At 63.4% G+C, this 23,778-nt stretch carries 22 protein-coding genes; 6 read left to right on the top strand and 16 right to left on the bottom strand.

Annotated elements, in window-relative coordinates:
- The first annotated feature begins 98 nt into the window (after positions 1–98).
- The 3 genes from leuS to holA all read left to right on the top strand — a co-directional run bounded on the left by leuS (position 99) and on the right by holA (position 4,489).
- The gene (gene leuS / locus IB261_RS03810) at positions 99–2,720 is read left to right on the top strand and encodes a leucine--tRNA ligase (RefSeq protein WP_192381499.1); all 2,622 of its coding nucleotides are present in this window, start codon (positions 99–101) and stop codon (positions 2,718–2,720) included.
- A gap of 80 nt (positions 2,721–2,800) precedes the next feature.
- Entirely contained in the window at positions 2,801–3,415 is a 615-nt protein-coding gene (locus IB261_RS03805) for an LPS-assembly lipoprotein LptE (protein WP_192381498.1), read from the top strand.
- Positions 3,416–3,451: 36 nt separating this feature from the next.
- The gene (gene holA, locus IB261_RS03800) at positions 3,452–4,489 is read left to right on the top strand and encodes a DNA polymerase III subunit delta (protein ID WP_081517157.1); all 1,038 of its coding nucleotides are present in this window, start codon (positions 3,452–3,454) and stop codon (positions 4,487–4,489) included.
- Between the two features lie 61 nt (positions 4,490–4,550).
- Here the strand turns inward: holA and IB261_RS03795 are convergent, their stop codons facing one another.
- Positions 4,551–4,862 carry a hypothetical protein gene (locus IB261_RS03795; protein WP_192381497.1) on the bottom strand — a complete coding sequence of 104 codons (312 nt, stop codon included), beginning with the start codon at positions 4,860–4,862 and terminating at the stop codon, positions 4,551–4,553.
- 638 nt (positions 4,863–5,500) lie between these two features.
- Positions 5,501–5,851, bottom strand: a complete 351-nt coding sequence (locus tag IB261_RS03790; protein WP_081517155.1) for a YciI family protein — start codon at positions 5,849–5,851, stop codon at positions 5,501–5,503.
- Between the two features lie 176 nt (positions 5,852–6,027).
- Between IB261_RS03790 and arfA the strand changes: the two genes are divergently transcribed.
- The 3 genes from arfA (at position 6,028) to IB261_RS03775 (ending at position 8,117) form a co-directional block, all read left to right on the top strand.
- Positions 6,028–6,180, top strand: coding sequence for an alternative ribosome rescue factor ArfA (gene arfA / locus IB261_RS03785; protein WP_045215115.1), 153 nt, complete (start codon positions 6,028–6,030; stop codon positions 6,178–6,180).
- 72 nt (positions 6,181–6,252) lie between these two features.
- Complete coding sequence (locus IB261_RS03780) at positions 6,253–6,552, top strand: hypothetical protein (protein ID WP_081517154.1); 300 nt, start codon at positions 6,253–6,255, stop codon at positions 6,550–6,552.
- 305 nt (positions 6,553–6,857) lie between these two features.
- Entirely contained in the window at positions 6,858–8,117 is a 1,260-nt protein-coding gene (locus IB261_RS03775) for a lytic murein transglycosylase (RefSeq protein ID WP_192381496.1), read from the top strand.
- A 61-nt stretch (positions 8,118–8,178) separates the two neighbouring features.
- Here the strand turns inward: IB261_RS03775 and IB261_RS03770 are convergent, their stop codons facing one another.
- The 14 genes from IB261_RS03770 to rlmH form a co-directional block, all read right to left on the bottom strand.
- Positions 8,179–8,679 (bottom strand): fimbrial protein, encoded by a 501-nt coding sequence (locus IB261_RS03770; protein ID WP_192381495.1) that lies wholly within the window; start codon positions 8,677–8,679, stop codon positions 8,179–8,181.
- A gap of 183 nt (positions 8,680–8,862) precedes the next feature.
- The gene (locus IB261_RS03765) at positions 8,863–9,987 is read right to left on the bottom strand and encodes a fimbrial protein (RefSeq protein WP_192381494.1); all 1,125 of its coding nucleotides are present in this window, start codon (positions 9,985–9,987) and stop codon (positions 8,863–8,865) included.
- 164 nt (positions 9,988–10,151) lie between these two features.
- A complete protein-coding gene (locus IB261_RS03760; RefSeq protein ID WP_192381493.1) occupies positions 10,152–12,851 on the bottom strand; it encodes a fimbria/pilus outer membrane usher protein in 2,700 nt (899 codons plus the stop codon).
- A gap of 113 nt (positions 12,852–12,964) precedes the next feature.
- A complete protein-coding gene (locus IB261_RS03755) occupies positions 12,965–13,714 on the bottom strand; it encodes a fimbria/pilus periplasmic chaperone (protein WP_192381492.1) in 750 nt (249 codons plus the stop codon).
- A gap of 100 nt (positions 13,715–13,814) precedes the next feature.
- The gene (locus tag IB261_RS03750; RefSeq protein ID WP_192381491.1) at positions 13,815–14,321 is read right to left on the bottom strand and encodes a fimbrial protein; all 507 of its coding nucleotides are present in this window, start codon (positions 14,319–14,321) and stop codon (positions 13,815–13,817) included.
- Positions 14,322–14,814: 493 nt separating this feature from the next.
- On the bottom strand, positions 14,815–15,810 hold the full coding sequence (gene lipA / locus IB261_RS03745; protein WP_192381490.1) for a lipoyl synthase: 996 nt from the start codon (positions 15,808–15,810) through the stop codon (positions 14,815–14,817).
- Positions 15,807–16,460 (bottom strand): lipoyl(octanoyl) transferase LipB, encoded by a 654-nt coding sequence (lipB, locus tag IB261_RS03740; RefSeq protein WP_045215121.1) that lies wholly within the window; start codon positions 16,458–16,460, stop codon positions 15,807–15,809. The genes lipA and lipB overlap by 4 nt, the downstream gene beginning before the upstream one ends.
- Complete coding sequence (locus IB261_RS03735) at positions 16,460–16,759, bottom strand: DUF493 domain-containing protein (RefSeq protein WP_045215124.1); 300 nt, start codon at positions 16,757–16,759, stop codon at positions 16,460–16,462. The genes lipB and IB261_RS03735 overlap by 1 nt, the downstream gene beginning before the upstream one ends.
- A gap of 188 nt (positions 16,760–16,947) precedes the next feature.
- Positions 16,948–18,105, bottom strand: a complete 1,158-nt coding sequence (locus tag IB261_RS03730) for a D-alanyl-D-alanine carboxypeptidase family protein (RefSeq protein WP_081517144.1) — start codon at positions 18,103–18,105, stop codon at positions 16,948–16,950.
- A gap of 98 nt (positions 18,106–18,203) precedes the next feature.
- Positions 18,204–19,226 (bottom strand): septal ring lytic transglycosylase RlpA family protein, encoded by a 1,023-nt coding sequence (locus tag IB261_RS03725; protein ID WP_139791516.1) that lies wholly within the window; start codon positions 19,224–19,226, stop codon positions 18,204–18,206.
- Positions 19,223–20,245, bottom strand: coding sequence for a lytic murein transglycosylase B (gene mltB / locus IB261_RS03720; protein ID WP_138216917.1), 1,023 nt, complete (start codon positions 20,243–20,245; stop codon positions 19,223–19,225). Before mltB ends, IB261_RS03725 begins: the two co-directional genes overlap by 4 nt.
- An 8-nt stretch (positions 20,246–20,253) precedes the next feature.
- Positions 20,254–21,357, bottom strand: coding sequence for a rod shape-determining protein RodA (gene rodA, locus IB261_RS03715; RefSeq protein WP_138216950.1), 1,104 nt, complete (start codon positions 21,355–21,357; stop codon positions 20,254–20,256).
- 44 nt (positions 21,358–21,401) lie between these two features.
- Complete coding sequence (mrdA, locus tag IB261_RS03710; protein WP_192224564.1) at positions 21,402–23,291, bottom strand: penicillin-binding protein 2; 1,890 nt, start codon at positions 23,289–23,291, stop codon at positions 21,402–21,404.
- 15 nt (positions 23,292–23,306) lie between these two features.
- Positions 23,307–23,774 (bottom strand): 23S rRNA (pseudouridine(1915)-N(3))-methyltransferase RlmH, encoded by a 468-nt coding sequence (rlmH, locus tag IB261_RS03705; RefSeq protein WP_015475414.1) that lies wholly within the window; start codon positions 23,772–23,774, stop codon positions 23,307–23,309.
- Between the last annotated feature and the right edge of the window lie 4 nt (positions 23,775–23,778).

The following is a 23,778-nucleotide window of genomic DNA, read 5'->3' as shown; positions in this document are numbered from 1 at the left end:
GCCGCCCGGCCCGGGTCTTCTCAGGGGTCGGTTCAGCGAAAGGGCCACTCGACCTTCCTGGCTGCACAATTCTTTTCCGTACAGGTTCAAATCGCGCCATGCACGAGCAATATCAGCCTCTCGAGATCGAATCCCAGGCCCAGAACTTCTGGAACGAACACAACTCTTTCCGCGTCGACGAAGTCGCCGGCAAGGAGAAGTTCTACTGCCTGTCGATGTTCCCGTATCCGAGCGGCAAGCTACACATGGGGCATGTGCGCAACTACACCATCGGTGACGTGATCAGCCGCTACCACCGCATGCAGGGCAAGAACGTCCTGCAGCCGATGGGCTGGGACGCGTTCGGCATGCCGGCGGAAAACGCCGCGATGAAGAACAACGTCGCCCCGGCGGCCTGGACCTACGACAACATCGCCTACATGAAGTCCCAGCTCAACAGCCTGGGCCTGGCGATCGACTGGTCCCGCGAAGTCACCACCTGCAAGCCGGACTACTACCGCTGGGAACAGTGGCTGTTCACCCGCCTGTTCGAGAAGGGCGTGATCTACCGCAAGAACGGTACCGTGAACTGGGACCCGGCGGACCAGACCGTACTGGCCAACGAGCAGGTCATCGATGGCCGTGGCTGGCGTTCGGGCGCGCTGATCGAGAAGCGCGAAATCCCGATGTACTACTTCAAGATCACCGCCTACGCCGAAGAGCTGCTGTCCAGCCTCGACGACCTGCCGGGCTGGCCGGAACAGGTCAAGACCATGCAGCGCAACTGGATCGGCAAGTCCCGCGGCATGGAGATCGCCTTCCCCTATGACCAGGCCTCCATCGGCGAAGCCGGCCAGCTGAAGGTCTTCACCACCCGTCCGGACACCCTGATGGGCGCCACCTACGTCGCCGTGGCCGCCGAGCACCCGCTGGCCACCCTGGCCGCCGAGCGCGATCCGGCGCTGCAGGCGTTCATCGACGAGTGCAAGCGCGGCGGCGTCGCCGAAGCCGACATTGCCACCCAGGAGAAGAAAGGCGTCGCCACTTCCCTGTTCGTCGAGCACCCGCTGACCGGCGACAAGCTGCCGGTGTGGATCGCCAACTACGTCCTGATGACCTACGGCGAAGGCGCCGTGATGGCCGTGCCGGGTCACGACGAGCGCGATTTCGAGTTCGCCAACAAATACGCCCTGCCGATCCAGCAAGTGATCGCCCAGGTCGGTGCCGACAACGACTTCGAATCGACCCTCTGGAAAGAGTGGTACGGCCTGAAGGACGAGAGCGTCATCACCGTCAACTCCGGCAAGTACGACGGCCTCGGCTATCAGGCCGCGTTCGACGCCATTGGCGCCGATCTCGCCGCCAAGAGCCTCGGCCAGCAGCGCACCCAGTTCCGCCTGCGTGACTGGGGCATCAGCCGCCAGCGCTACTGGGGCTGCCCGATTCCGATCATCCACTGCGACACCTGTGGCGACGTGCCGGTACCGGCCGACCAATTGCCGGTCGTCCTGCCCGAAGACGTGGTGCCGGACGGCGCCGGCTCGCCGCTGGCCAAACTGCCGTCGTTCTACGAGTGCAGCTGCCCGAAATGCGGCCAGCCGGCCAAGCGCGAAACCGACACCATGGACACCTTCGTCGAGTCGTCCTGGTACTTCGCCCGCTACGCCTGCCCGCAGTTCGAAGACGGCATGCTGGACAAGAAGGCCGCCAACTACTGGCTGCCGGTCGACCAGTACATCGGCGGTATCGAACACGCCATCCTCCACCTGCTGTACGCGCGCTTCTTCCACAAGCTGATGCGCGACGAAGGCCTGATCGACTCCGACGAGCCGTTCAAGAACCTGCTGACCCAGGGCATGGTGGTCGCCGAGACCTACTACCGCGTCGCCGCCAACGGTGGCAAGGAATGGTTCAACCCGGCGGACGTGGAAGTCGAACGTGATGCCAAGGCCAAGGTCATCGGCGCTCGCCTGAAGACCGACGGCCTGCCGGTGGAAATCGGCGGCACCGAGAAGATGTCCAAGTCCAAGAACAATGGCGTGGACCCGCAGGCCATGATCGATGCCTACGGCGCCGACACCTGCCGTCTGTTCATGATGTTCGCCTCGCCGCCGGACATGAGCTGCGAATGGTCCGACTCCGGCATCGAAGGCGCCAACCGCTTCCTGCGCCGCGTCTGGCGTCTGGCCCAGGCCCACGTCAACGCAGGCCCTGCCGGCGCCGTGGACAAATCCGCGCTGGACGACGCACAGAAGGCCATTCACCGCGCCATCCACCTGGCCATCCGCCAGGCCAGCCAGGACGTAGGCCAGCACCACAAGTTCAACACCGCCATCGCCGCCGTGATGACCCTGATGAACGTGCTGGAGAAGGCTCCGGCCGAATCCGCCGCCGACCGCGCCCTGCTGCAGGAAGGCCTGGAAACCGTCACCCTGCTGCTTGCCCCGATCACCCCTCACATCTGCCACGTGGTCTGGCAGGAGCTGGGCAAGGACGGCGCCGTGATCGACGCCAGCTGGCCGCAGGTCGACGAAGCCGCCCTGGTGCAGGACAGCCTGCAACTGGTGGTACAGGTCAACGGCAAGCTGCGCGGCCACATCGAAATGCCCGCCAGCGCCAGCCGCGAGGACGTCGAAGCGGCCGCCCGCGCCAACGAGAACGTGCTGCGCTTCACCGACGGCCTGACCATCCGCAAGGTCATCGTGGTGCCCGGCAAGCTGGTCAATATCGTCGCCAACTAAAAGCAACGCTGGAAAAGACCCATTCGCCCGTGGCACCTTCGCCACGGGCATACCGGATCAACAGGAGTGAGGGAAGCTTGATGAAACGTATCCTGACCAGCCTCGCGCTGATCGGCCTGGCCAGCGTGCTGAGCGCCTGCGGTTTCCAACTGCGTGGCCTGGGCGATACGAACTTTGCGCTCAAGGAAATCGACGTGAGCGCGCGCAACGCCTATGGCGAAACCGTAACCCAGCTAAAGCAGGTGCTTGAAGGCAGCGGCGTGAAAGTCGTCTCGCGTGCGCCGTACCACCTGATCCTCGCCCGCGAAGACGTGACCAGCCGCAGCGTCAGCTACACCAGCTCGGCGCGCAGCGCGGAAAACGAACTGACCAACACCCTGAGCTACGAGATCCGTGGCACCGACAACCTGCTGCTGCTCGCCAACCAGGTTCAGGTCCGCAAGGTCTATGTGCAGGATGAGAACAACCTGATCGGCTCCGACCAGGAAGCCCAGCAGATCCGCACCGAAATGCGCCGCGACCTGGTCCAGCAGATGGTCACCCGCCTGCAGCTGATCACTCCGGCCCAGCTCGACGAGCTACAGACCAAGGCAGAAGCCAAGGCCAAGGCCGAAGCGGACGCGATGAAGGCCGCGGATGAGGCTGCCAAGTCTCAGCCGCAGCAATCGCCGATCGAATTCCCGAAAGCGCAGTAAGCGACAAGGGGCCGGCCAACCGGCCCCTTTCTCATTATGAAGCTCAATCCCGGACAACTCGCCAAGCACCTGCAAGGCAACCTCGCGCCCGTCTACGTGGTCAGCGGCGACGAACCGCTGCTCTGCCAGGAGGCCTGCGACGCCATCCGCACCGCCTGCCGCCAGCGTGATTTCGGCGAACGCCAGGTGTTCAACGCCGAAGCCAACTTCGACTGGGGCCAACTGCTCGAAGCCGGCGCCAGCCTCTCGCTGTTCGCCGAAAAGCGCCTGATCGAACTGCGCCTGCCCTCCGGCAAACCCGGCGACAAGGGCGCGGCCATCCTCCAGGAATACCTGCAGCGCCCGCCGGAAGACACCGTCCTGCTGGTCAGCCTGCCCAAGCTCGACGGCAGCACGCAGAAGACCAAATGGGCCAAGGCCCTGATCGACGGCGATGCTGCCCAGTTCATCCAGATCTGGCCGATCGACGTGCATCAGTTGCCACAGTGGATTCGCCAGCGCCTGTCCCAGGCCGGCCTTGCCGCCAGCCAGGAAGCGGTGGACCTGATCGCCGCGCGCGTCGAAGGCAACCTGCTGGCCGCCGCCCAGGAAATCGAAAAGCTCAAGCTGCTCGCCGATGGCCAGCAGATCGACGCCGACACCGTGCAGGCCGCCGTGGCCGACAGCGCGCGCTTCGACGTCTTCGGCCTGATCGATGCCGCCCTCAATGGCGAAGCCGCCCACTGCCTGCGCATGCTCGAAGGCCTGCGCGGCGAAGGCGTTGAGCCGCCGGTGATTCTCTGGGCCCTGGCCCGGGAAGTCCGCGTGCTGGCCAGCCTTGCCCAGCAGTTCAGCCAGGGCATACCGCTGGACAAGGCCTTCAGTCAGTGCCGACCGCCCATCTGGGACAAGCGCCGCCCGCTGATGAGCAAGGCCCTGCAGCGGCACACCGCGCAGCGCTGGAACCAGATGCTGCAGGACGCCCAGTTGATCGACGCACAGATCAAAGGCCAGGCGCCCGGCAACGTCTGGAACAGCCTCGCCCGCCTCGCTCTGCTGGTCGCCGGGCAGCGCATCAGCCTGCCTTCGGCCTGAATTCTCACAGCCCCCCAACTGTAGGGCGGATAACGCTGACGCGTTATGCGCCCTACGTCATTCAGCGGACCGCTGTGTCGACTTCCTGAAGCACATTGCGTCCTCTTACCCGCTCTTGAGTCGGCCGGTCCAGCGACAACTCGTAGAGCTGTCGCGCCTCGCTGACCAGCGGCAACAATGCCGAAGCCAGCCGCGACGTAGCGCGGATCAGGCCAGGGTCGGAGTCATCTTCCAGCAGGCTCAGCAGGTCTTCCACGGCCGTCAGGCGGCGCAGCGCAGCGTCGCGTAACTGCTCGATCGAAGCCAAAGCATTGATGAACATCACGTCCTCATAGGGCCGGGACTCCAGCGGGACGGGCAGGAACTCAGTCATGGCGGACCTCCGGGGGAAGTACGACGGGAAACGAAGGACTCTGGCGGGGCACGGGCGTAAAAAAGGGATAGTGCATGGCTGGTAACTCCGTCCACGTTGAGAAACCGCCTCCTCCCGCTGCGACGCGAGAAGGGAGGCGGACCGTGCGGAAGGTCGCAGTACCGGTGGACAGAGCAAAACCCGGCCAGGCGTTAGCCTGCAACCACACGGCCGCCACGGAGAAACCATGCAGCAGGCAACAATCGCCTGTGCAGGTAGACGGCAGTACGTGTGCTTTGTCCATACCAGGCTGCGACACCCGGCCACGGTTTTTGGGCCGTGGCAAGTGGAATCTAGCGAGCACGCACGTAGGCCCTCAAGGCTAAAAGAACGTAGGAGAATTCGCTGGTCTGACAGCTCAAACCCGAACGTTTAGCCGCATAGCGTGGCCCGGTTCACCTCTCAGGAAATAGCCAACCACCATTCTGAATGGCTGCATCCCCCTGTAGGAGCGGGCCATGCCCGCGATCGCGCCCATGGGGCGCTCTTGCCATTCGGCACCGCGCGTCCCGGCGCGAATAACCCTGAACGGGTTATCCACCGTCTTGCCTTCGGCGGACAACACTGCGCGTTACTCGCCCCAACGCCGCCCCCATACCTCACTCCCACTCCCGTACCTGGCGTACTTCCACACAGCCCAGCCGCCCCGGTGGAATCTTCGCGGCGATGCGCTCGGCCTCCTCCATGCTCTGCGCCTCGATCAGGTAGAAGCCGCCCAACTGCTCCCGCGTCTCGGCGAAAGGCCCGTCGGTAACGGCAAGCTTGTCACCCTGGCCGCGCACTGTGCGCCCGGTCGGCGTCGGCAACAGCGCATTGGCCGCGATGTAATTACCGCTGCGCCGCAGTTGCTCGCTGTAGGTCATGCACTCGTCGACGATGCCGCGCAGCTCGGCCTCCGGCAGCTCCGCCGCCTTTCGCTCGTCAAAGTAGATCATGCACAGAAACTTCATCGCCCTTGCCCTCGTCTTTATCCGTGGTGCCAGAAAGGTCCGTCGACCAGAGTAGCCCCGAATCGCACACGGCAGCCTTGCCCCGCTCGCCGGTGACCAATGGCATGGACAAACGTCCCAGATAGGCAGAAGATGCGCCCGCCGGCAATGGCACCGGCCTAAACGAGGAAAGTCACATGGCGAAGAAATCCAAACGGCCGAACAAGGCCAAGTCCCTGGTCGCACAGCCCCTGTTCCGCAGCCGCCAGGAACAGCCGCTCAAAGGCAAAGGCAGCTACCGCCGCGAAGCCTCCCGAAACTGGGAGGCTTCTTCGCTTCTGGCGGCCTGAAATCCTCAAAAAACCTGAACCAGCCCCGCCCTTTCGCTTTCAACCGGACAGCCAAGCCCTGGAGTCCAAACCATGAAAGCGCCCCTGATCCTCGCCATCCTCGCCCTTCCCTTCAGCCTGTCCGCCCATGCGTTCTGCTCCGACCAGGAAGCCGAAGCCAAGGGCAAGCAAGTCGCCGCCAAGGTCACCGAAGTCACCCGCAGCGACCCCCAACGCGCACAGAAGCTCAATGAAAAACTCGCGGAAATGAAGAAGTCTCGCTCCAGCGAACAGCGCCCGGACGACTGCGCCGCCTATGACGACATGCTCAAGGAACTGAACCAGAGCGCGCCCAAGGTCGATCAGGAAACCGGCGCCACACCCAAGCAGTAACGGGGCAGACCGTGGGCCGGCACCAGACGACCGGACCGTAGGGCGCAGCAACGCCAGATGGCCGACCGTAGGGCGCATACCCCGGAACGGGTTATCCGCCGCATCCTCCACGGCGGATAACGCTGGCGCGTTATGCGCCCTACAAGAGTGCGGCGGCGCGCCGCCCGACGGTTACCTTGTCGCCAGGGGGAATTTTCCCGCGGCTGCGCCATCGAATCTGCACACCCGCCGATTCTGCCCAACGCAGACGCGTCACAGTGGCCATGCTAAGGTGGCCCCTCCCCTGCCAGTTCCCGAGGAGAGCAATGCGCAAGCCTGTTTCACCTGTTGTCGGCCAACGCTGCCTGCTCGTCGCCGCTCTGTCCCTGGCCAGCTTCGGCCTGCTGACGTCCTGCATGGAGCCGCCCCCAAAGGGCGCCGCTGCCGAGCATGCCCGACCAACGCAAAGCTTCGCCCAATGGCGCGACGACTTCCGCATCCAGGCGCTGGCTGCCGGCATTCGCGCAGAAACATTCGACACAGCCTTCGATGGCATCGAGCCGGATGATTCGGTAGTGACCGCAGATCGCAGTCAACCCGAATTCACCCGTCCGGTCTGGCAGTATCTGGAAAGCGCCGTCTCGCCAGCGCGGGTCCGCAATGGCCAGGACCGCCTGTCGCAGAACGCCGAGACGCTGCAACGCATCGACACCACCTACGGCGTCGACCGCGAAGCCGTCGTCGCGATCTGGGGCATGGAAAGCAATTTCGGCCGGCAGATGGGCAGCAAGAACGTTATTCGCTCCCTCGCCACGCTCGCCTACGAAGGCCGTCGCCCGGATTTCGGCCGCGACCAGCTGATCGCCGCCTTGCAGATCATCCAGCATGGCGACGTGCCCGCCAGCAACATGATCGGTTCCTGGGCCGGTGCCATGGGGCAGACGCAGTTCATCCCGACGACCTACAACCGCTACGCCGTGGACTTCGACGGCGATGGCCGGCGCGATATCTGGGACTCGCCCGGCGACGCGCTGGCCTCCACCGCCAACTACCTGAAGACTTCCGGCTGGCAGCGCGGCCAGACCTGGGGCTTTGAGGTCCGTCTGCCGCAGGGCTTCGACTACGCCCTCGCTGAAATGAGCATCCGCAAGCCCATGGCCGAATGGCTGCGCCTGGGGGTGCGGCCGGCCAGCGGCACGCTGCCTGGCGATCCGCAGGCGAGCGTCTCACTGGTACTCCCAGCAGGCTATCGCGGCCCGGCGTTCCTGGTAACGGACAACTTCCGCGCCATTCTCAAGTACAACAACTCAACCTCCTACGCCCTCGCCGTCGGCCTGCTCGCCGATAGCTTCAAAGGCGGCGGCCAACTGGCGGGGAAATGGCCAGTCGAGGAGGTGCAACTGAGCCGCAGCGAAAGGATCGAATTGCAGGAGCGGTTGAACACCAAGGGTTACCAGGCGGGAACGGCAGACGGCATCATTGGAGCCAACACACGACAAGCCGTGCGAACTTATCAGACGTCGGTGGGACTGCCGGCCGACGGATATCCCACGCAAGAGTTGCTGGCTCGGCTGCGGAACTCCTGAAGCGGAATGCGCCAATGCCAGCCCAGACGCCTGCACGGCAATAGCCGCGCAGGCAGAAGGATCAATACTGCAGGGTGATGTAGCCGAAGGTCTTGATCTCGCCCGGCACGACTGGCACCACCTTGGCGTAGTACTGGCCGTAGTAGGTCAGCTCCGCCGAACCACCGGTAACGACGCGCCCCACATCAGCATTCATGTTGATGGGCGTGAAGGTATCGTCGAGCACTCGAATCTGCGCGTTGGTGCCGGCAACCGTGTTGACCAGCGCTCCAGTGCTGCCATCGACGTTCGCCATCTTCTCCCAGACAATCTTTACCGAATCGGGACAGTTGGTCAGCGACAGCTTGAACGGTGTATTCAACGCCCAATCGCCCACCTTGTTCAGCGCGTTCTTGTTGATGGAGCTCATGGACACGTTGATCGGCACGGGGGCAGTACCCGAGCCGTTGATGGTGCAACTCTCGGTCAATACCATACCACTGAACTTGACTTCTGAGTCAAAAGCGAAAGCGGGGGCCGTCGCCAGGGCCGACAGCAATCCGGTAATCAACACTTTATTCATGGGATATTCCTTTTAGGTTTGGAGGCCGAGGCCGGGGCACCCCCGGCCTTGCGTGCCGGAAAGCGCCAGCCACTAACGATAAAGACTGGCCCCGGATGCCACTATCAGGCACAACCTTGTGTAAGCAGGATCGAGCGATATTTGCAGTCACCCCATTCCTACAGCCCGGAAAAGGTTGGCCGTCTATTGGTACTTGAACGTCACAGTCGCCAACCCGAGAACATGTCCAGGACCAGGGCGAGTGCTGGAGTTCTGGAAGTACCAGGCGGTGAGCGGAATATTCATGATCTGGCCATCACTGGTTGATCTGCCGACGTAGACGGACTGCGCCAGGGTCTGAGCCGTATTGCTGGAGCTGTCGCCCTTGTAGAGAGCAATCCCGACTCCAGTGGCGGCATCCGAACCGGTGGCGGTATTGGTGAGCACGTTCGTCGCGGTAACTCCAGCAGGACGAGTGCCATCGAGTTGGTAGTAGACCGACACGCCCGAATCACACTTGACCGGAATATTGAACGGTGTGGGCCCCTGTTTGCTCCCAGCGCCCGTGAAGTCAGCCACCCGCACACGCTTCATCGGGACCGCAATGTTCTGGTTCGTCACCTCACAACCGCGAACATTGACCACGAAGGTACTGTTGGGGAAGTAAGCCTGGTTGACCAACCCTCCGCCGTAATAGACCTGAGCGATAGGGTTGGGAAGCGAGGAAGTACCGCTCTGAATGGGCGTACCAAGGGCGATGTACTGCATGCGAAAATAACCGCCCGGCTTATAGGTGGTACTCCACAACGCGCAGCCCGTACCACCGGGCCAGCCCCCCGGATTGCACTCATACTTGATGCCCGACTGCAGGACGTGGCTCGGCGGAGTAGTGTCAATGTCCCAATTCGGACCATTGTTATTATATGCCACCTTGAAACCAATACCCGGCACACCCGTCTGGTAGACCCGGTAAAGATTTGTGCTGGTGGCTCCACCAGGTATTCCCATGGTCCAAGTTTCGCCCCCCTGGCAAGTCGCCTGGCCGACCCCGCTAAGCTGCCACTGGGTATCGTAAATAACAGTGCCTGCCGTGGCATCGCGCGGCACCGTTAGCGTACTAGGCGCATTCAGGGTGCCCGAGCCCATAATGAAATTGGAGCAGGTAGCCCAGGCCCCATCCGCAACCGTCAATAGCCCCACCAGGGTGGCTAGCGCCCCCCCCATCCCAAGACGATGCGCACCGGCCGTGTGAGCGGCCTTGTCAGCACGCTCTGCCGCAAGCAGCTTCAGCCCTGCCCATCTGACCAATGTACGAACAACAGACTTCATAACCACTCCGTCAGCCTTGCGCCCCTGGAAGGGCACATCGCAAAGCCGTAACGCCTAACCTTGATGAGTATTTCAACCTACCAACTCCGCAGGTCCAGCAGCGCTGGATAACGGAAATCACATGCCACGAGGTAATTGATCCTGTTTTTTCGATGCTCCCTTCCCTACCGCTGCGCAACCTGCGGCTTATCCAGCACCGCCCGGCAAGTGGCATCGGCTTTCATGAAAGCCGTACCGCTCGCTTTTTCGGCAGGCAGCTGGTAGCTGAGCTGGCAACGCTGGCCGGAGCCTTCACCCCACTTGACCAACAGTTCGCCCCGGGGCTCAAGCCCTCGCAGGAACACCTTGCCGCCCTGACCAACCATGGACAGACTGTTACCCTTGGCATCGAGCACGTCGGCCCCCATCGGAACCAGCTCACCATCATCACGGCGCACGGACATGAGCACGGCCACGCCGCTGACGGTGGGATACTTGAGCATCACCACCGAGCCGTAACGCGGCGCGACGCTCTGCTGAGTAACCTGGAGTTCGACGTTGCTGGAGGTACCCTTCGGATCGATATCCAGGTCATTCTGTCGATACGGAGTCAGGCCGCCGACCACGGCATAACCGTTGCTCGCCACCTTGGCACCGACGTTGGCACTGACCGAAGCCCCTTCGGCGCCTTTGGCTTCAAGAACAGCGATGGTCTCGCCCTGGTTCTGGCTGAAGTTGATGCCACCTGGGTGCGCCACGACGGAACCGCGCACACCCAGGCCGGCCTGTTTGTAGCTGTCGCCGGCACTGGCGTTGGCGTTGTAGGTTGCATAGGGCGAGTTGTAAGTAGCGTTGGCGCCGCCGTTGTAGGTGCGGTCTCCGTCCACCTTGTTGCCCGAGCCGAACACGGCGTAGCTGACCTCACGCTCTTCCCCCGCTGTTCCGCTAAGGGTGGTCTGGACGCTATTGTTCTTGTCGTCAGTGGCGGACACGTTGGTGGTGAGGGTCAGCGGCCGGCCGCTTTCGGCGCCAATCGGCACGTTGACGTTGACCATGTAGGTGTTCTGGTAGTCGCCATACTGGTTGTTGGTACGCGAGGCGCTTACCCCCAGAGACCCCCAGTTGAAGCCAGTGCTGTAGCCAGCCTGGTAGCTGGTGTCACTACCGCTGCGGTTCCAGTAATCCTGCTTCGACCCGTTGATATAGAAGGAGCTCTGTTCTCCCACCGGCTGATTGAGTGTGAGCTGGTATCGATTGCGCTGCCGGTCGAACTGATACTGCGGATCGAGACGTCCCCAAACCTGGGCGTAATCCTGCAAGCTCAGGTAGTTCTCGCTGTTGAAGCGGTAAGCCGCGATGGTCATGTTGGTAGCGGTCGCTTCGAGCAGCTTGCTATAGGTCAGCCGATAGCTCTGGCCATTCATGTCACGCTTGATGCCGTATCGATCCATGGGCAGATCGGTAGCGCGGGACACTGTCACATCCCCCGCCAGCGCCCCCATCGGCGTACTGAACGCCAGGCCGCCCTGTCCGGACTGATAGGTGTTCGCCAGGATGCCGCCACCATAGACAGTCATCAGGTTACTCACGCCATACTGGTAGGTACCCTGGGCGAAGTTCGGCTCGCGGTCGAGCGTGTCGTCACGGTATTTGCCAGCCGTCGCGCTGTAGCGCGTCACACCAGGACGTACCAACTGGGTGATGGAGGCGTAGGGGACCAGGAAGGACTTCACACGGCCGTCGGCCTCAGTGACTTCCACCGTCAGGTCACCCGCATAACCGGTGTTGTACAGGTCGTTGATCTCGAACGGTCCGGGAGCGACGCTCGTTTCGTAGATAACGTTGTTGCCCTGCTTGACCTGTACTCGAGCGTTGCTTTCGGCGACCCCTCGGATACTCGGGGCGAAGCCACGCTGGGAGTCAGGCAGCATCCGATCATCACTGGCCAGTTGCACGCCGGTATAGGGCACGGAGTCGAACAGGTCGCTGGGGGAATAGTATTCGCCAACAGTGAGCTGTGACTTCAACGCCGTGACGTCCCGCTGTGCGTAGGTACTGAGCGACTGATAATTGCTCTGGGTCGGGCTACCGTCGGACTTGGAGCGGTTGTAGCTCCCGTTGTAGCGGACACGCCAGTCCGCCAGGTTGACGCCTGCGTTGATGCCTGCGAACCCCTGAGTGGAGTCGCTGCCGTGGCTGTCCGTCTTGTACAGGTTGGTGTTGTAGTTCAGGAAGCCAGCTGTGACGCCGCGATCCCATTGCGACGGGTCAACGTAACCACGCAGGGGGCGGCCGACATAGAGCTGCGGGATCGATACATGCGCAGTCAGTTCGGACAGGTCGACATCGATCTTGCCGTCGGGCACGGCGGCGCCGAAATCAACGCAGTCGCCTACGATCAGCTTCTGGTTCTCGGGCGGCAACTTCTCGATATCCACGCCTAGCTCACGGAACTGCGGAGCCTTGAGGCAATAGTGCGATGCCGCATTCCTGACGGAACTGTCCGCCACGGCTCGAACCGGCATGCGACCTACCCAGCTGTCATTGACATAAACATCCAGCCGGTATTCCCCCGGCGTCACCGGCGTGCCGTTCTCGAAACGGGAAACATCGACCCCCGGTGCCGCGCCGTCATTGTCAAAGAAGCTCGGGTTGAACGCAGCAAAGCTCGGCGAGGCCCCCTTGGCTGCCGAGGTTTCAGGAGCCGCTTGCTCCTCCGCCTGGAGCGATGCGCTACCCGACATGAGGACCGTGGCGAGCAGCAGACCACAGGCCATGGATACCGACGGAGTCACGGAAGACGCCACCGCGATTGCCAGTCGCGAACGCCGATGCTGTGAAGGGAGCCTGCCTTGCATTATGTCCATGATCTTCTCTGTATTCATCCATTTACCGCGGACGACACCGCCCCCTGCCCCAGGAGAGGGACATGCAGGGATGAAATAGACGCAGCGGCAGCCCGGCCGCGGATGCGGTGCCGCTAGTCGACGCTCGTAACTTAGAGTGCGGCTTCCTGTTTATTCAGCGAGCCATAGTCACTGACCCACTGGTAAACCACCTTGGCACCGGCACCCTGTAGCGACGTGACCCCTCGTAGTGGAATGTCCACACTGCTGTTGGGTGTCACCAGCGGGAGGTCTTCGGGCTTGACCGCGAACGACTTGGGGCCGCCTGCCAGATCAACGGTTACCAACGAGACGTGGAACGCAGCGTCATTCTTGACCCGAAGCGCGTAACCAGCCGCTGATTGCACCAGCGTCCAGTGGAGGTTCTTCGCTGCTTCGATAGGAGTGCCGACAAGGCCCTCCGGACGATAGAAGATCTTCAGCCGCGACCGTATGGCCACCTGCAGGAAGTTGGAATCCTTGTCCTTCGGCATCGGAGGGACATCAAGGACATTCAGCCAGAAAACGGTCTCCTGTTTCTTCGAAGCAGCCTCATCGCCGGTGTAGATCAGGCGCAGCGCCTGGCCTTTCTTGGCCTCGACACGGACGATGGGGGGGGTAATCAGGAAGGGGCCATCAGCCTTGTCGGCCGTCAGCTTATCGTTGCCCTTGTCCACCCAGGCCTGAACCAGCGAAGGCTGGTCGGACATATTGTTCATCTTGACCGTTACTTCGCGTTCTTTTGCCGGGTAGACGACGCGCGAGCCCTGGATGACGATGCCCGCAGTCGCCAGGCTGGAGCAGAGCATGCCTATCCCAAGGCAGCCGGCGAACCACAGGGATTTGGAAGTCAGACTTGCCATTACTTCAACACCTTTGAAAACCGAAGGGAAAGGGAAGGGGTTACCCTCCCCCCTCCGGATGTTGCGACTAGCCGCTACCGCCAATGAGGCGGTAGACCGATTAGTAGGTCAGGGTCCAGTAGCCAACGGTTTCCAGCGGGCCTGGGGTCGCCGAGCCGGCCTGAGAGTAGTACTGCGCCATGTAGTTCAGCGTGGCGCTGCCATCGGCGGCCGGGGTGAAGGAATAACCAGCGTCGGTCTGGATGTTGATGTAGTTATTGGCCGGATCAATCAGGCGCACGGTGGCATTGGTGCCCGCGCCGGTGTTTTTCAGGGTGCCCGCGGCATCAACTTCGCCGCGCAGTTCCCATTTGGCCTTGGTCAGTTGAACCGGGCAATTAGTCAGCTTGAACTGGAACGGAGTATTACCAGCCCAACTGTCTGCACCGGCCAGAGCGCTCTTGTTGACCTTTGGCAGAGTGACAGTCTGGACGTCAGAACCGTCGTTCTTGCCGTTGATCTCGCAGGTCTGGTTCAGCACTTCGCCGCTGAATTTGACCTCGGCGTCGTAGGCAAAAGCGCCAACGGAAACGGAGGAGAGGATTGCAGCTACAAGCAGCTTTTTCATTGGGTTCACTCTGCAGAATTTAGGGTGGTCGGGGGGCCGCCTAACGATCGATGTTGAGCCGCATACCAGGCATCGCTGCCTGTCCCCGTCGCGGCCTCCGCTGCCAGTTCTTTTCAATGGCTCGCGTCGATATGAATTTTGCGTCGCGCGATACTCGCTTCGCAGTCAGCCAATCCGCCCCTGATCATGGGAATCTTCTCAACACAGGCGCAGCCCTATCCCCTCGCCGCCCTCCACCATTCCGTCTTCCTACCCAATAGAACATTCACCTGCCCGCGTTTCTCATTGGATCAATAGGAAAAATCCGTAGGACTTAAACACCGCCGTCGCAAATGCCGACGCTTCAAGGGAAAATCACCTGCGGACCAGTGCTCGCACCAGGATGCCGCGGGCCGGCAACTCGGCGGAGAATCATCGCGCCAAAAAGAAAGGCCGCTTCCTTGCGGAAGCGGCCTTCTGGAGGACGCATAGCGGCCGGCGATGCCGGCGCAGGTCAGCCGATCTTGGTACCGTGGGCCTGCTGGTCGGCGTGATACGAGGAGCGTACCAGCGGGCCGGAGGAGACGTTCTTGAAGCCCATCTTCTCGCCTTCCTCGGCGAACCAGGCGAAGGTGTCCGGGTGGACGAAGCGCTGCACCGGCAGGTGGTTGCGCGAGGGCTGCAGGTACTGGCCGAGGGTCAGCATGTCGATGTCGTGCTCGCGCATGCGGTGCATGACTTCGATGACTTCCTCGTCGGTCTCGCCCAAGCCGAGCATCAGGCCGGACTTGGTCGGTACGTGCGGGACCATCTGCTTGAACTTCTGCAGCAGGTCGAGCGACCACTCGAAGTCGGAGCCCGGACGGGACGACTTGTACAGGCGCGGCACGGTTTCCAGGTTGTGGTTGAACACGTCCGGCGGCTCGTTGGCGGTGATTTCCAGGGCGATGTCCATACGGCCACGGTAATCCGGGACCAGGGTCTCCAGTTGTACGCCGGGGGACAGCTTGCGGATTTCGCGCAGGCAGTCGGCGAAGTGCTGGGCGCCACCGTCACGCAGATCGTCGCGGTCCACCGAGGTGATCACCACGTACTTCAGACGCAGGTCGGCGATGGCGATGGCGAGGTTGGTCGGCTCATCGACATCCAGCGGCTTCGGACGGCCGTGGCCGACGTCGCAGAACGGGCAGCGACGGGTACAGATGTCGCCCATGATCATGAAGGTCGCGGTGCCGCCGGAGAAGCACTCGCCCAGGTTCGGGCAGGAGGCTTCCTCGCAGACGCTGTGCAGCTTGTGCTTGCGCAGCAGTTGCTTGATGCGGTCGACCTCGGGGGAGACGGGGATGCGCACGCGAATCCAGTCGGGCTTCTTCGGCAGTTCGTCGGTGGGGATGATCTTCACCGGAATGCGCGCGACCTTCTCTGCGCCACGCAGCTTGACGCCGACTTCCACCTTGCCCGGCTTGGCGGCCGGAGCAGCCTGGCCGGAATTCTCCACAACAGTGCTCATCTAGGTTGGATCCCGCCCGTTAGGGTCTTCTGTGCCGCGTAGCCAAGGCGTTCGACGAGTTCGCCACGCAGGCGCTCGCGCACATCGGCCAATGCGATGGGGCCGGCCAGCTGACTCAGCTGGGTCATGGCCATGCCTGCGTAACCGCAGGGATTGATGCGTCGAAAGGGTTCCAGGTCCATGTCCACGTTGAGGGCCAGGCCATGGAAGGAGCGGCCGTTGCGGATGCGCAGGCCGAGGGATGCGATCTTCGCGCCGTCCACATAGACGCCCGGAGCGTCGGGTTTGGACACAGCGGTGACGCCGTAACTGTCGAGAAGGCCGATGAGGCTCTGCTCGATGCGCGAAACCAGGTCGCGCACGCCAATGCCGGAGCGGCGCACGTCGAGCATCAGGTAGGCAACCAGCTGGCCGGGGCCGTGGTAAGTCACCTGGCCGCCGCGGTCGACCTGGACCACCGGGATGTCGCCAGGGAACAGCACGTGCTCGGCCTTGCCGGCCTGGCCCTGGGTGAACACGCGCTCGTGTTCGAGCAGCCAGACTTCGTCGGGCGTGACGGGTTCGCGCTCGGCGGTGAAGCGCTGCATGGCGTGCCAGGTCGGCTCGTAAGGAAGGATACCCAGCTCACGAAAGCCCAGCGTTTCGCCCATCAGAGCACCATGTGGACGCGGCCGGTGGCGCGCAGGTCTTTATGGATGTTCTGCAATTGGTCGACGCCGGTGGCGGTGATCAGCACCTGCACGGACAGGAAACGGCCGTTGCGGCTGTCACGGGTGACCAGGGTGGTGATGTCGAGGTCCGGAGCGTGACGCTGGATGACTTCGACGACCAGGTCGGGGAAGCCTTCGCCGGCGTCGCCGATGACCTTGATCGGGTAGCGTTCGCAGGGGAACTCGATCTTCGGTGCGGGCTGTTCGCTGGTATCGACGGAATCAGGGGTATCAGTCATGGCTCTCGCGGGCGGGTGGCCCGCCTCCGCATGAGCGTCCGGGATGGGGACGCTCCGGGTGGATCGGACTTCGGCCGCCGGGCCACGGGGACCAGGCAGTCGCAGGCGGGCATTTTACCCGAGTTTGCGACCGCGCGGGCGGGTCAATCCCGGTCTTGTATACAAAAGTACAAGACCGGGACGGGCGGTCAGTTGAACAGGCCGAAGAAGAACAGGCGGATGCTGTCCCAGATGCGGCGGAAGAAGCCGCCTTCTTCCACGGCGTTCAGGGCGACGAGGTCGGCGGTGCGGACGACCTTGTCGTTCAGCTTGACCTCGACCTTGCCGATGACCTGGCCCTGCTGGATCGGCGCCATGAGGTTCGGCTCGACGACCATGTTGGCCTGCAGCTGCTTGAGCTGGCCGCGCGGCACGGTCATGGTCAGGTCTTCGGACAGGCCGGCTTTGACTTCGTGCTCGGAGCCTTTCCAGACCATGGCCTTGGTCAGCTCGGTGCCCTTCTTGTAGAAGGTCTGGGTTTCGAAGAAGCGGAAGCCGTAGGTGAGCAGCTTCTGGGTCTCGGCGGCGCGAGCCTGTTCGCTGTTGGTGCCGAACACCACGGCGATCATGCGCTGGCCATCACGCACGGCGGAAGCCACCAGGCAGTAGCCGGCCTCGTCGGTGTGGCCGGTTTTCAGGCCGTCGACGGTCTTGTCGCGCCACAGCAGCAGGTTGCGGTTGGGCTGCTTGATGTTGTTCCAGAAGAACTCTTTCTGCGCGTAGATGGCGTAGTGGGTCGGCTCGCCGTAGATGATGGCGCGGGCCAGGGTGGCCATGTCCTTGGCGGACGAGTAGTGGTCCGGGTTGGGCAGGCCGGTGGCGTCCATGAAGTGGGAATTGGTCATGCCCAGCTTCTGCGCGGTGGTGTTCATCATGTCGGCGAAGGCGTCTTCGCTGCCGGCGATGTGCTCGGCCAGGGCGACGGAGGCGTCGTTGCCCGACTGGATGATGATGCCGTGCAGCAGGTCGCTCACCGAAACCTGGGAGCCGACCTTGATGAACATGCGCGAGCCGCCGGTGCGCCAGGCGTGTTCGCTGACGGTGACCAGGTCGGATTCGGCGATGCGGCCGCCTTCGATTTCCTTGGTGGCGATGTAGGCGGTCATCAGCTTGGTCAGGCTGGCGGGCGGCAGGCGCTCGTCCCCGGCGTTCTCGACCAGGATGTTGCCGCTGGCGCCGTCCATCAGCACCCAGGCCTTGGCCGCGAGCTGCGGGGCGGCGGGAACGACTTCAGCTGCCCAGCTGGCCACGGGGGCGCTGAACAACACGAGCAAGGACAGGCGTTTGGCGAAGTTGAAGATGTTCATCCGTCTCTCTGGGGTTCACTAATGGTCAAACAATCCCCTTGAGGGGAACTCGGGTGCTGCAACCTCTGGCGGGCCGCTGCGGCGCGGGCGGTGGAATCTCAGTCCAGGCGCACGAGCTTGGGTTGGCCAAGGTTGGCCACGCGGATGCTGTCCTGCATCCGACTTGCTTCATCCTGCGTTCCGATCGGTCCCAGGCGCACTCGGTACAAGGTCTGCTGGTTGACCACGACCGAGCTGATAAAGGATTTCGCCCCCGTCAGGCCGCCGACCTTCTCCTTGAGGAGCTCCGCAGCGTCCGGGTTGGCGAAGGCACCCACCTGGAGATACAGGCCATCGGCTGGTAATGAAGCGTTTTTTTTTGAGTCGATCTGGACCGGCGCCACAGGCACGGCGTGCTGCGCTGGCGGCGGGGTATAGGTTTCGATGGGCTGGGCCATGGCGACCGCCTGCGGCTGTGCGGCAGGCTGCGCGGCCATCTTCGGCAGGGCCATGATCATCGGCGGCTGCTTGCCCTGGGAGGCCCACCAGCGGTCGGGGTCGATGCCCTCTACCTTCACGTGGGCGGTGCCGGTCTCGGCGTAGCCGAGCTTCTTGGCAGCGGCGAAGGACAGGTCGATCACCCGGTCGGAATAGAACGGGCCGCGGTCGTTGACGCGGACGATGACGCTCTTGCCGTTGTCCAGGTTGGTCACGCGGACGTAGCTGGGCAGCGGCAGGGTCTTGTGCGCGGCGGTCATGCCGTACAGGTCGTACTGCTCGCCGTTGGCGGTGGCCTGCCCATGGAACTTGGTGCCGTACCAGGAGGCGGTGCCGACCACGCTGTAGGTGTTCGCGTTGTTCAGCGGGTAGTAGGTCTTGCCCAGCACGGTGTAGGGGTTGTTCTTGAACGGCCCGTTGTGCGGCATCGGCACGGCATCGGGGATGCGCGACACGTCGACGTCCCACCAGGGCGCGCCGTCGCGGTGCGGGCGGTTGTAGTCATAGGGACCGGAAATGCCGCTGCTGGCCACCGGCTGCTGCTGGGGCGCGCGGTTGCCGGTACAGCTGGCGAGGAACACGGTGCTCAGGCCAACGCAGGCGGCCAGCGACCAGAGGCCGGGACTTGCGATTCGCTTGCTCAATGGACACCTCGTGCCTTGGCGATCTCGCCGGCCAGCTGATGGACCGCCATGGCGTACATGGCGCTGCGGTTGTAACGGGTGATCACGTAGAAGTTCGGCAGCCCGACCCAGTACTCGGTGCCCTGCGCGCCTTCCAGGCGCATGGCGGTCACCATCAGGTCGTCGCGGATCACGTCATGGGTTCGCCAGCCCTGAGAGCGTAGCTGACCGAGGTTCATCTGCGGTTCCAGGCCCTGGGTAAGCGCGTCTTCGGCGGTCGAGGTGCCGATTTCCGCCTGCGACACCACCGGCTCGCCGGTGTGCCAGCCGTGCTGCTTGAAGTAGTTGGCGACGCTGCCGATGGCATCGGTGGGGTCGCTCCAGATATTGATGTGGCCGTCTCCGTCGAAGTCCACGGCGTAGGCGCGGAAGCTGCTCGGCATGAACTGCGGCAGGCCCATGGCGCCGGCATAGGAGCCGGTGAGGCTGAGCGGGTCGACCTGCTGTTCGCGGGCCAGCAGCAGGAACTGCTTGAGCTCCTTGCGGAAGAAGTCGGCGCGCGGCGGGTAGTCGAAGCCCAGGGTGGACAGCGCGTCCATCACCTTGAAGTTGCCGGTATTGCGGCCGAAGAAGGTCTCCACGCCAATGATGGAGACGATGTACTGGGCCGGCACGCCGTATTCCTGCTCGGCGCGGGCCAGGGCCTCGGCATTCTGGTTCCAGAAGTCCACCCCGCGGTTGATGCGCGCGTCGGTGACGAAGATCGGCCGGTATTCCTTCCAGGTCTTCACCCGCTCGGCGGGGCGGGAGATGGCGTCGAGGATGGACTGCTTGCGTTCCACGTCGTGGAAGAGACCCATGAGCTGCTCGCCGGCGAAGCCGTAGTCACGGGTCATCTCGCTGACGAACTCGGCGACCTGGGGCGAACCATCGTAGTCGCCCGCGCCAGCGGCGCCGGACATGCCGATCGCCCCCGCGATTCCGACCCAATGCACCCCCCTGGCAGCCCAGGCGCGCAGTACTTGCATTCCTTTCTTCACTCTTGTCATCAAACCTGGGCGATCCACTTCCGGTGGGTGTGAATCGACATCAAAACGCCGAACCCTGACATCAGGGTCACCAGCGAAGTTCCGCCGTAACTGATAAAGGGCAGCGGTACCCCCACCACTGGCAACAATCCGCTGACCATACCAATGTTGACGAACACATACACGAAGAAGGTCATGGTGATACTGCCGGCCAGCAGCTTGCCGAACAGCGTCTGTGCCTGCGCCGTGATCACCAGCCCCCGGTAGATCACCAGCAGGTACAGCACCAGCAGAAGGCATACGCCGACCAGGCCGAACTCTTCGCCGAGCACGGCAATGATAAAGTCCGTGTGGCTTTCGGGCAAAAAATCCAGATGGGACTGCGTGCCCAGCAGCCAGCCCTTGCCGAAGACGCCGCCGGAACCGATGGCCGCTTTTGACTGGATGATGTTCCAGCCGGTACCCAGCGGATCGCTTTCCGGGTCGAGGAAAGTCAGTACGCGCTGCTTCTGGTAGTCGTGCATGACGAAGTACCACATGCCCACGGCGACCGGCACCGCGGCCGATACGGCCATGATGATCCAGCGCCAGCGCAGCCCGCCGACGAACAGCACGAAGGAGCCGGACGCCAGCACCAGCATGGCGGTGCCCAGGTCCGGCTGCTTGAGGATCAGCACGAACGGCACGACGATCAGCGCCAGGCCCACCACGCTGTGCTTGAAGCCCGGCGGCAACGAGCGCTTGGACAGGTACCAGGCGATCGTCATGGGCATCAGCAGCTTCATGAATTCCGCCGGCTGGAAGCGGATCACCCCGGGAATGTTGATCCAGCGGGTCGCCCCCATGGCGTTGTGGCCCATCACGTCCACCACCACCAGCAGCGCCACGCCGATCAGGTAGCCCAGCGGCACCCAGCGGGCGAGGAAGCGCGGCTCAATCTGCGCCAGCACGAACATCGCGCCCAGGCCCAGGCCGAAGGACGAGGCCTGCTTGATCAGCAGGTCCCAGCTCTTGCCGCTGGCAGAATAGAGGACGAACAGGCCGACCGAGCCGAGGGTCACCAGCAGCAGGAGCAGCAGGCCGTCGATGTGCAGGCGCTGCAGCAGGCTGGAGCGCCGCTTCATCACGTCTTCGCTGGACAGCGTGCGGTCGAAATTTCCGTTCATGGTCATGGTTTGGGCGCCTCCGCCGTGGTCTGCGGTGCGTATTCGGCCTTGAGCTTGCCAGTCTCGTCGAGCAACCAGGCGTCGGTCACGGCCTTGAGCACGGGGGCGGCAACGCCGGAGCCGGACTCGCCGTTCTCCACCATCACGGCCACGGCTATCTGCGGGTTGTCTGCCGGCGCGAAGCCGACGAACAAGGCGTGGTCGCGGTGGCGCTCGAGCAGCTTGGAGCGGTTGTATTTCTCGCCCTGCTTGATCGCGACGACCTGCGCGGTACCGGACTTGCCGGCAATGCGGTAGACGGAGGTGGCGCCAACCTTGTGCGCGGTGCCGCGAGCCCCATGGACTACCTGCTGCATGCCGTAGTCCACCAGGTTCCAGTTGTTCGGGTCCTTGAGCTTGATATCCGGCATCGGGTCCTCGTCGACCGGCGGCTTGCCGTCGATGGTCTTGGCCAGGTGCGGTCGAATCCATTTGCCCTTGTTGGCCAGCAGCGCGGTCATCTGCGCCAGCTGCAGCGGCGTGGCCTGCATGTAGCCCTGGCCGATGCCGAGAATCAGGGTTTCACCGGGGAACCAGGCCTGTCGGCGCAGCGCGCGCTTCCACTGGCGCGACGGCATCAGGCCCTCCGCTTCGCCGTACATGTCCAGGGCGACCCGTTGACCGAAGCCGAACTCGCTCATGTAGTCGTGCAGGCGGTCGATCCCCAGCTTATGCGCGAGGTCATAGAAGTAGGTGTCGTTGGAGCGCATGATCGCGGTCTCCAGGGTCACCCAGCCGTCGCCCATGCGGTTCCAGTTGCGGTACTTGTGGTCGTAGTTCGGCAGTTGGTAATAGCCGGGGTCGAACACTCGGCTGGAGGGCGTCACGACGCCTGCATCGAGGCCGGCGATGGCCACCGCCGGTTTTACCGTCGAGCCCGGCGGGTACAGGCCGCGCAGCACGCGGTTGTACAACGGGCGGTCCTCGGAATCGCGCAGGGCCGCATAGTCCTTGAAGCTGATGCCGGTGACGAACAGGTTGGGGTCGTAGGCGGGCTGGCTGACCATGGCCAGCACTTCGCCGGTGGACGGCTGGATCGCCACGATGGCGCCGCGCCGGCCGGCCAGTGCGGTTTCCGCGGCAGCCTGCAGCTTGCTGTCGATGCTCAGCACGATGTCACGGCCGGAGACTGGCTCGGTGCGCTTGAGCACGCGCAGGACGCGGCCGCGGGCGTTGGTCTCGACTTCCTCGTAGCCAACCGTGCCGTGCAGCGCGTCCTCGTAGAATTTTTCCACGCCGGTCTTGCCGATGTGGTGGGTGCCCGAATAGGCCACCGGGTCGAGCTTCTTCAGTTCCGCCTCGTTGATCCGCCCGACATAGCCGACCGAGTGGGCGAAGTGCTCGCCCAGCGGGTAATGGCGGACGAACTGCGCAGCCACGTCGACGCCATTGAGGCGGTACTGGTTCACCGCGATGCGGGCGATCTGCTCCTCGGACAGCTCGAACATGATCGGCACCGGCTCGAACGGCCGGCGCCCCTGTTTCATGCGCTTCTCGAAGATGGCCTTGTCTTCCTCGGTGAGGCCGAGGATCTCCACCAGGGTCTTGAGCGTCTCCTGCAGGTTCTCGGTGCGCTCGCGGGTGATGGTCAGGCTGAAGCTGGGGCGGTTGTCGGCGATGATCACCCCGTTGCGGTCGAAGATCAGCCCGCGATTGGGCGGAATCGGCTGCACGTGGACGCGGTTGTTCTCCGACAGCGTCGAGTGGTAGTCGTACTGCGTCACCTGCAGGTGATACATGCGCGCCACCAGCACCAGGGCGAGCAGGAAGATCGCCACCCCGCCGACGATGACGCGGGCGCGGACCAGACGGGCGTCCTTCTCGTGGTCCTTGAGCTGTATCGGCTGCGGCATCGAAAACGGCTACGACTACTTGTGGTAGGGGTGCCCGGACAGAACCGTCCAGGCGCGGTAGATCTGCTCGCCGACCAGGATCCGCACCAGCGGGTGCGGCAGGGTCAGCGGCGACAGCGACCAGCGCTGCTCGCTGCGCGCGCAGACCTCCGGCGCCAGGCCTTCCGGCCCGCCGACCATGAGGTTGACGGTGCGCGCGTCCAGGCGCCAGCGGTCGAGTTCCTGCGCCAGCTGGGGGGTGCTCCAGGGCTTGCCTTCGACTTCCAGGGTGACGATGCGTTCCCCCGGCTGGACCTTGCTCAGCATGGCCTCGCCTTCCTGGCGGATCAGCCGCGCCACGTCGGCATTCTTGCCGCGCGTGTTGAGCGGGATTTCCACCAGTTCCAGGGACAGCTCCGAGGGCAGGCGCTTGACGTACTCCGCCCAGCCCTCTTCCACCCAGCGCGGCATGCGCGAGCCGACCGCGATCAGACGCAGACGCACGGCA

The organism is Pseudomonas sp. PDM20, from assembly GCF_014852575.3.
Classification (GTDB): domain Bacteria; phylum Pseudomonadota; class Gammaproteobacteria; order Pseudomonadales; family Pseudomonadaceae; genus Pseudomonas.
The sequence above is the reverse complement of the archived record's forward strand: the minus strand, read 5'-3'. Positions and strand labels throughout refer to the sequence as shown.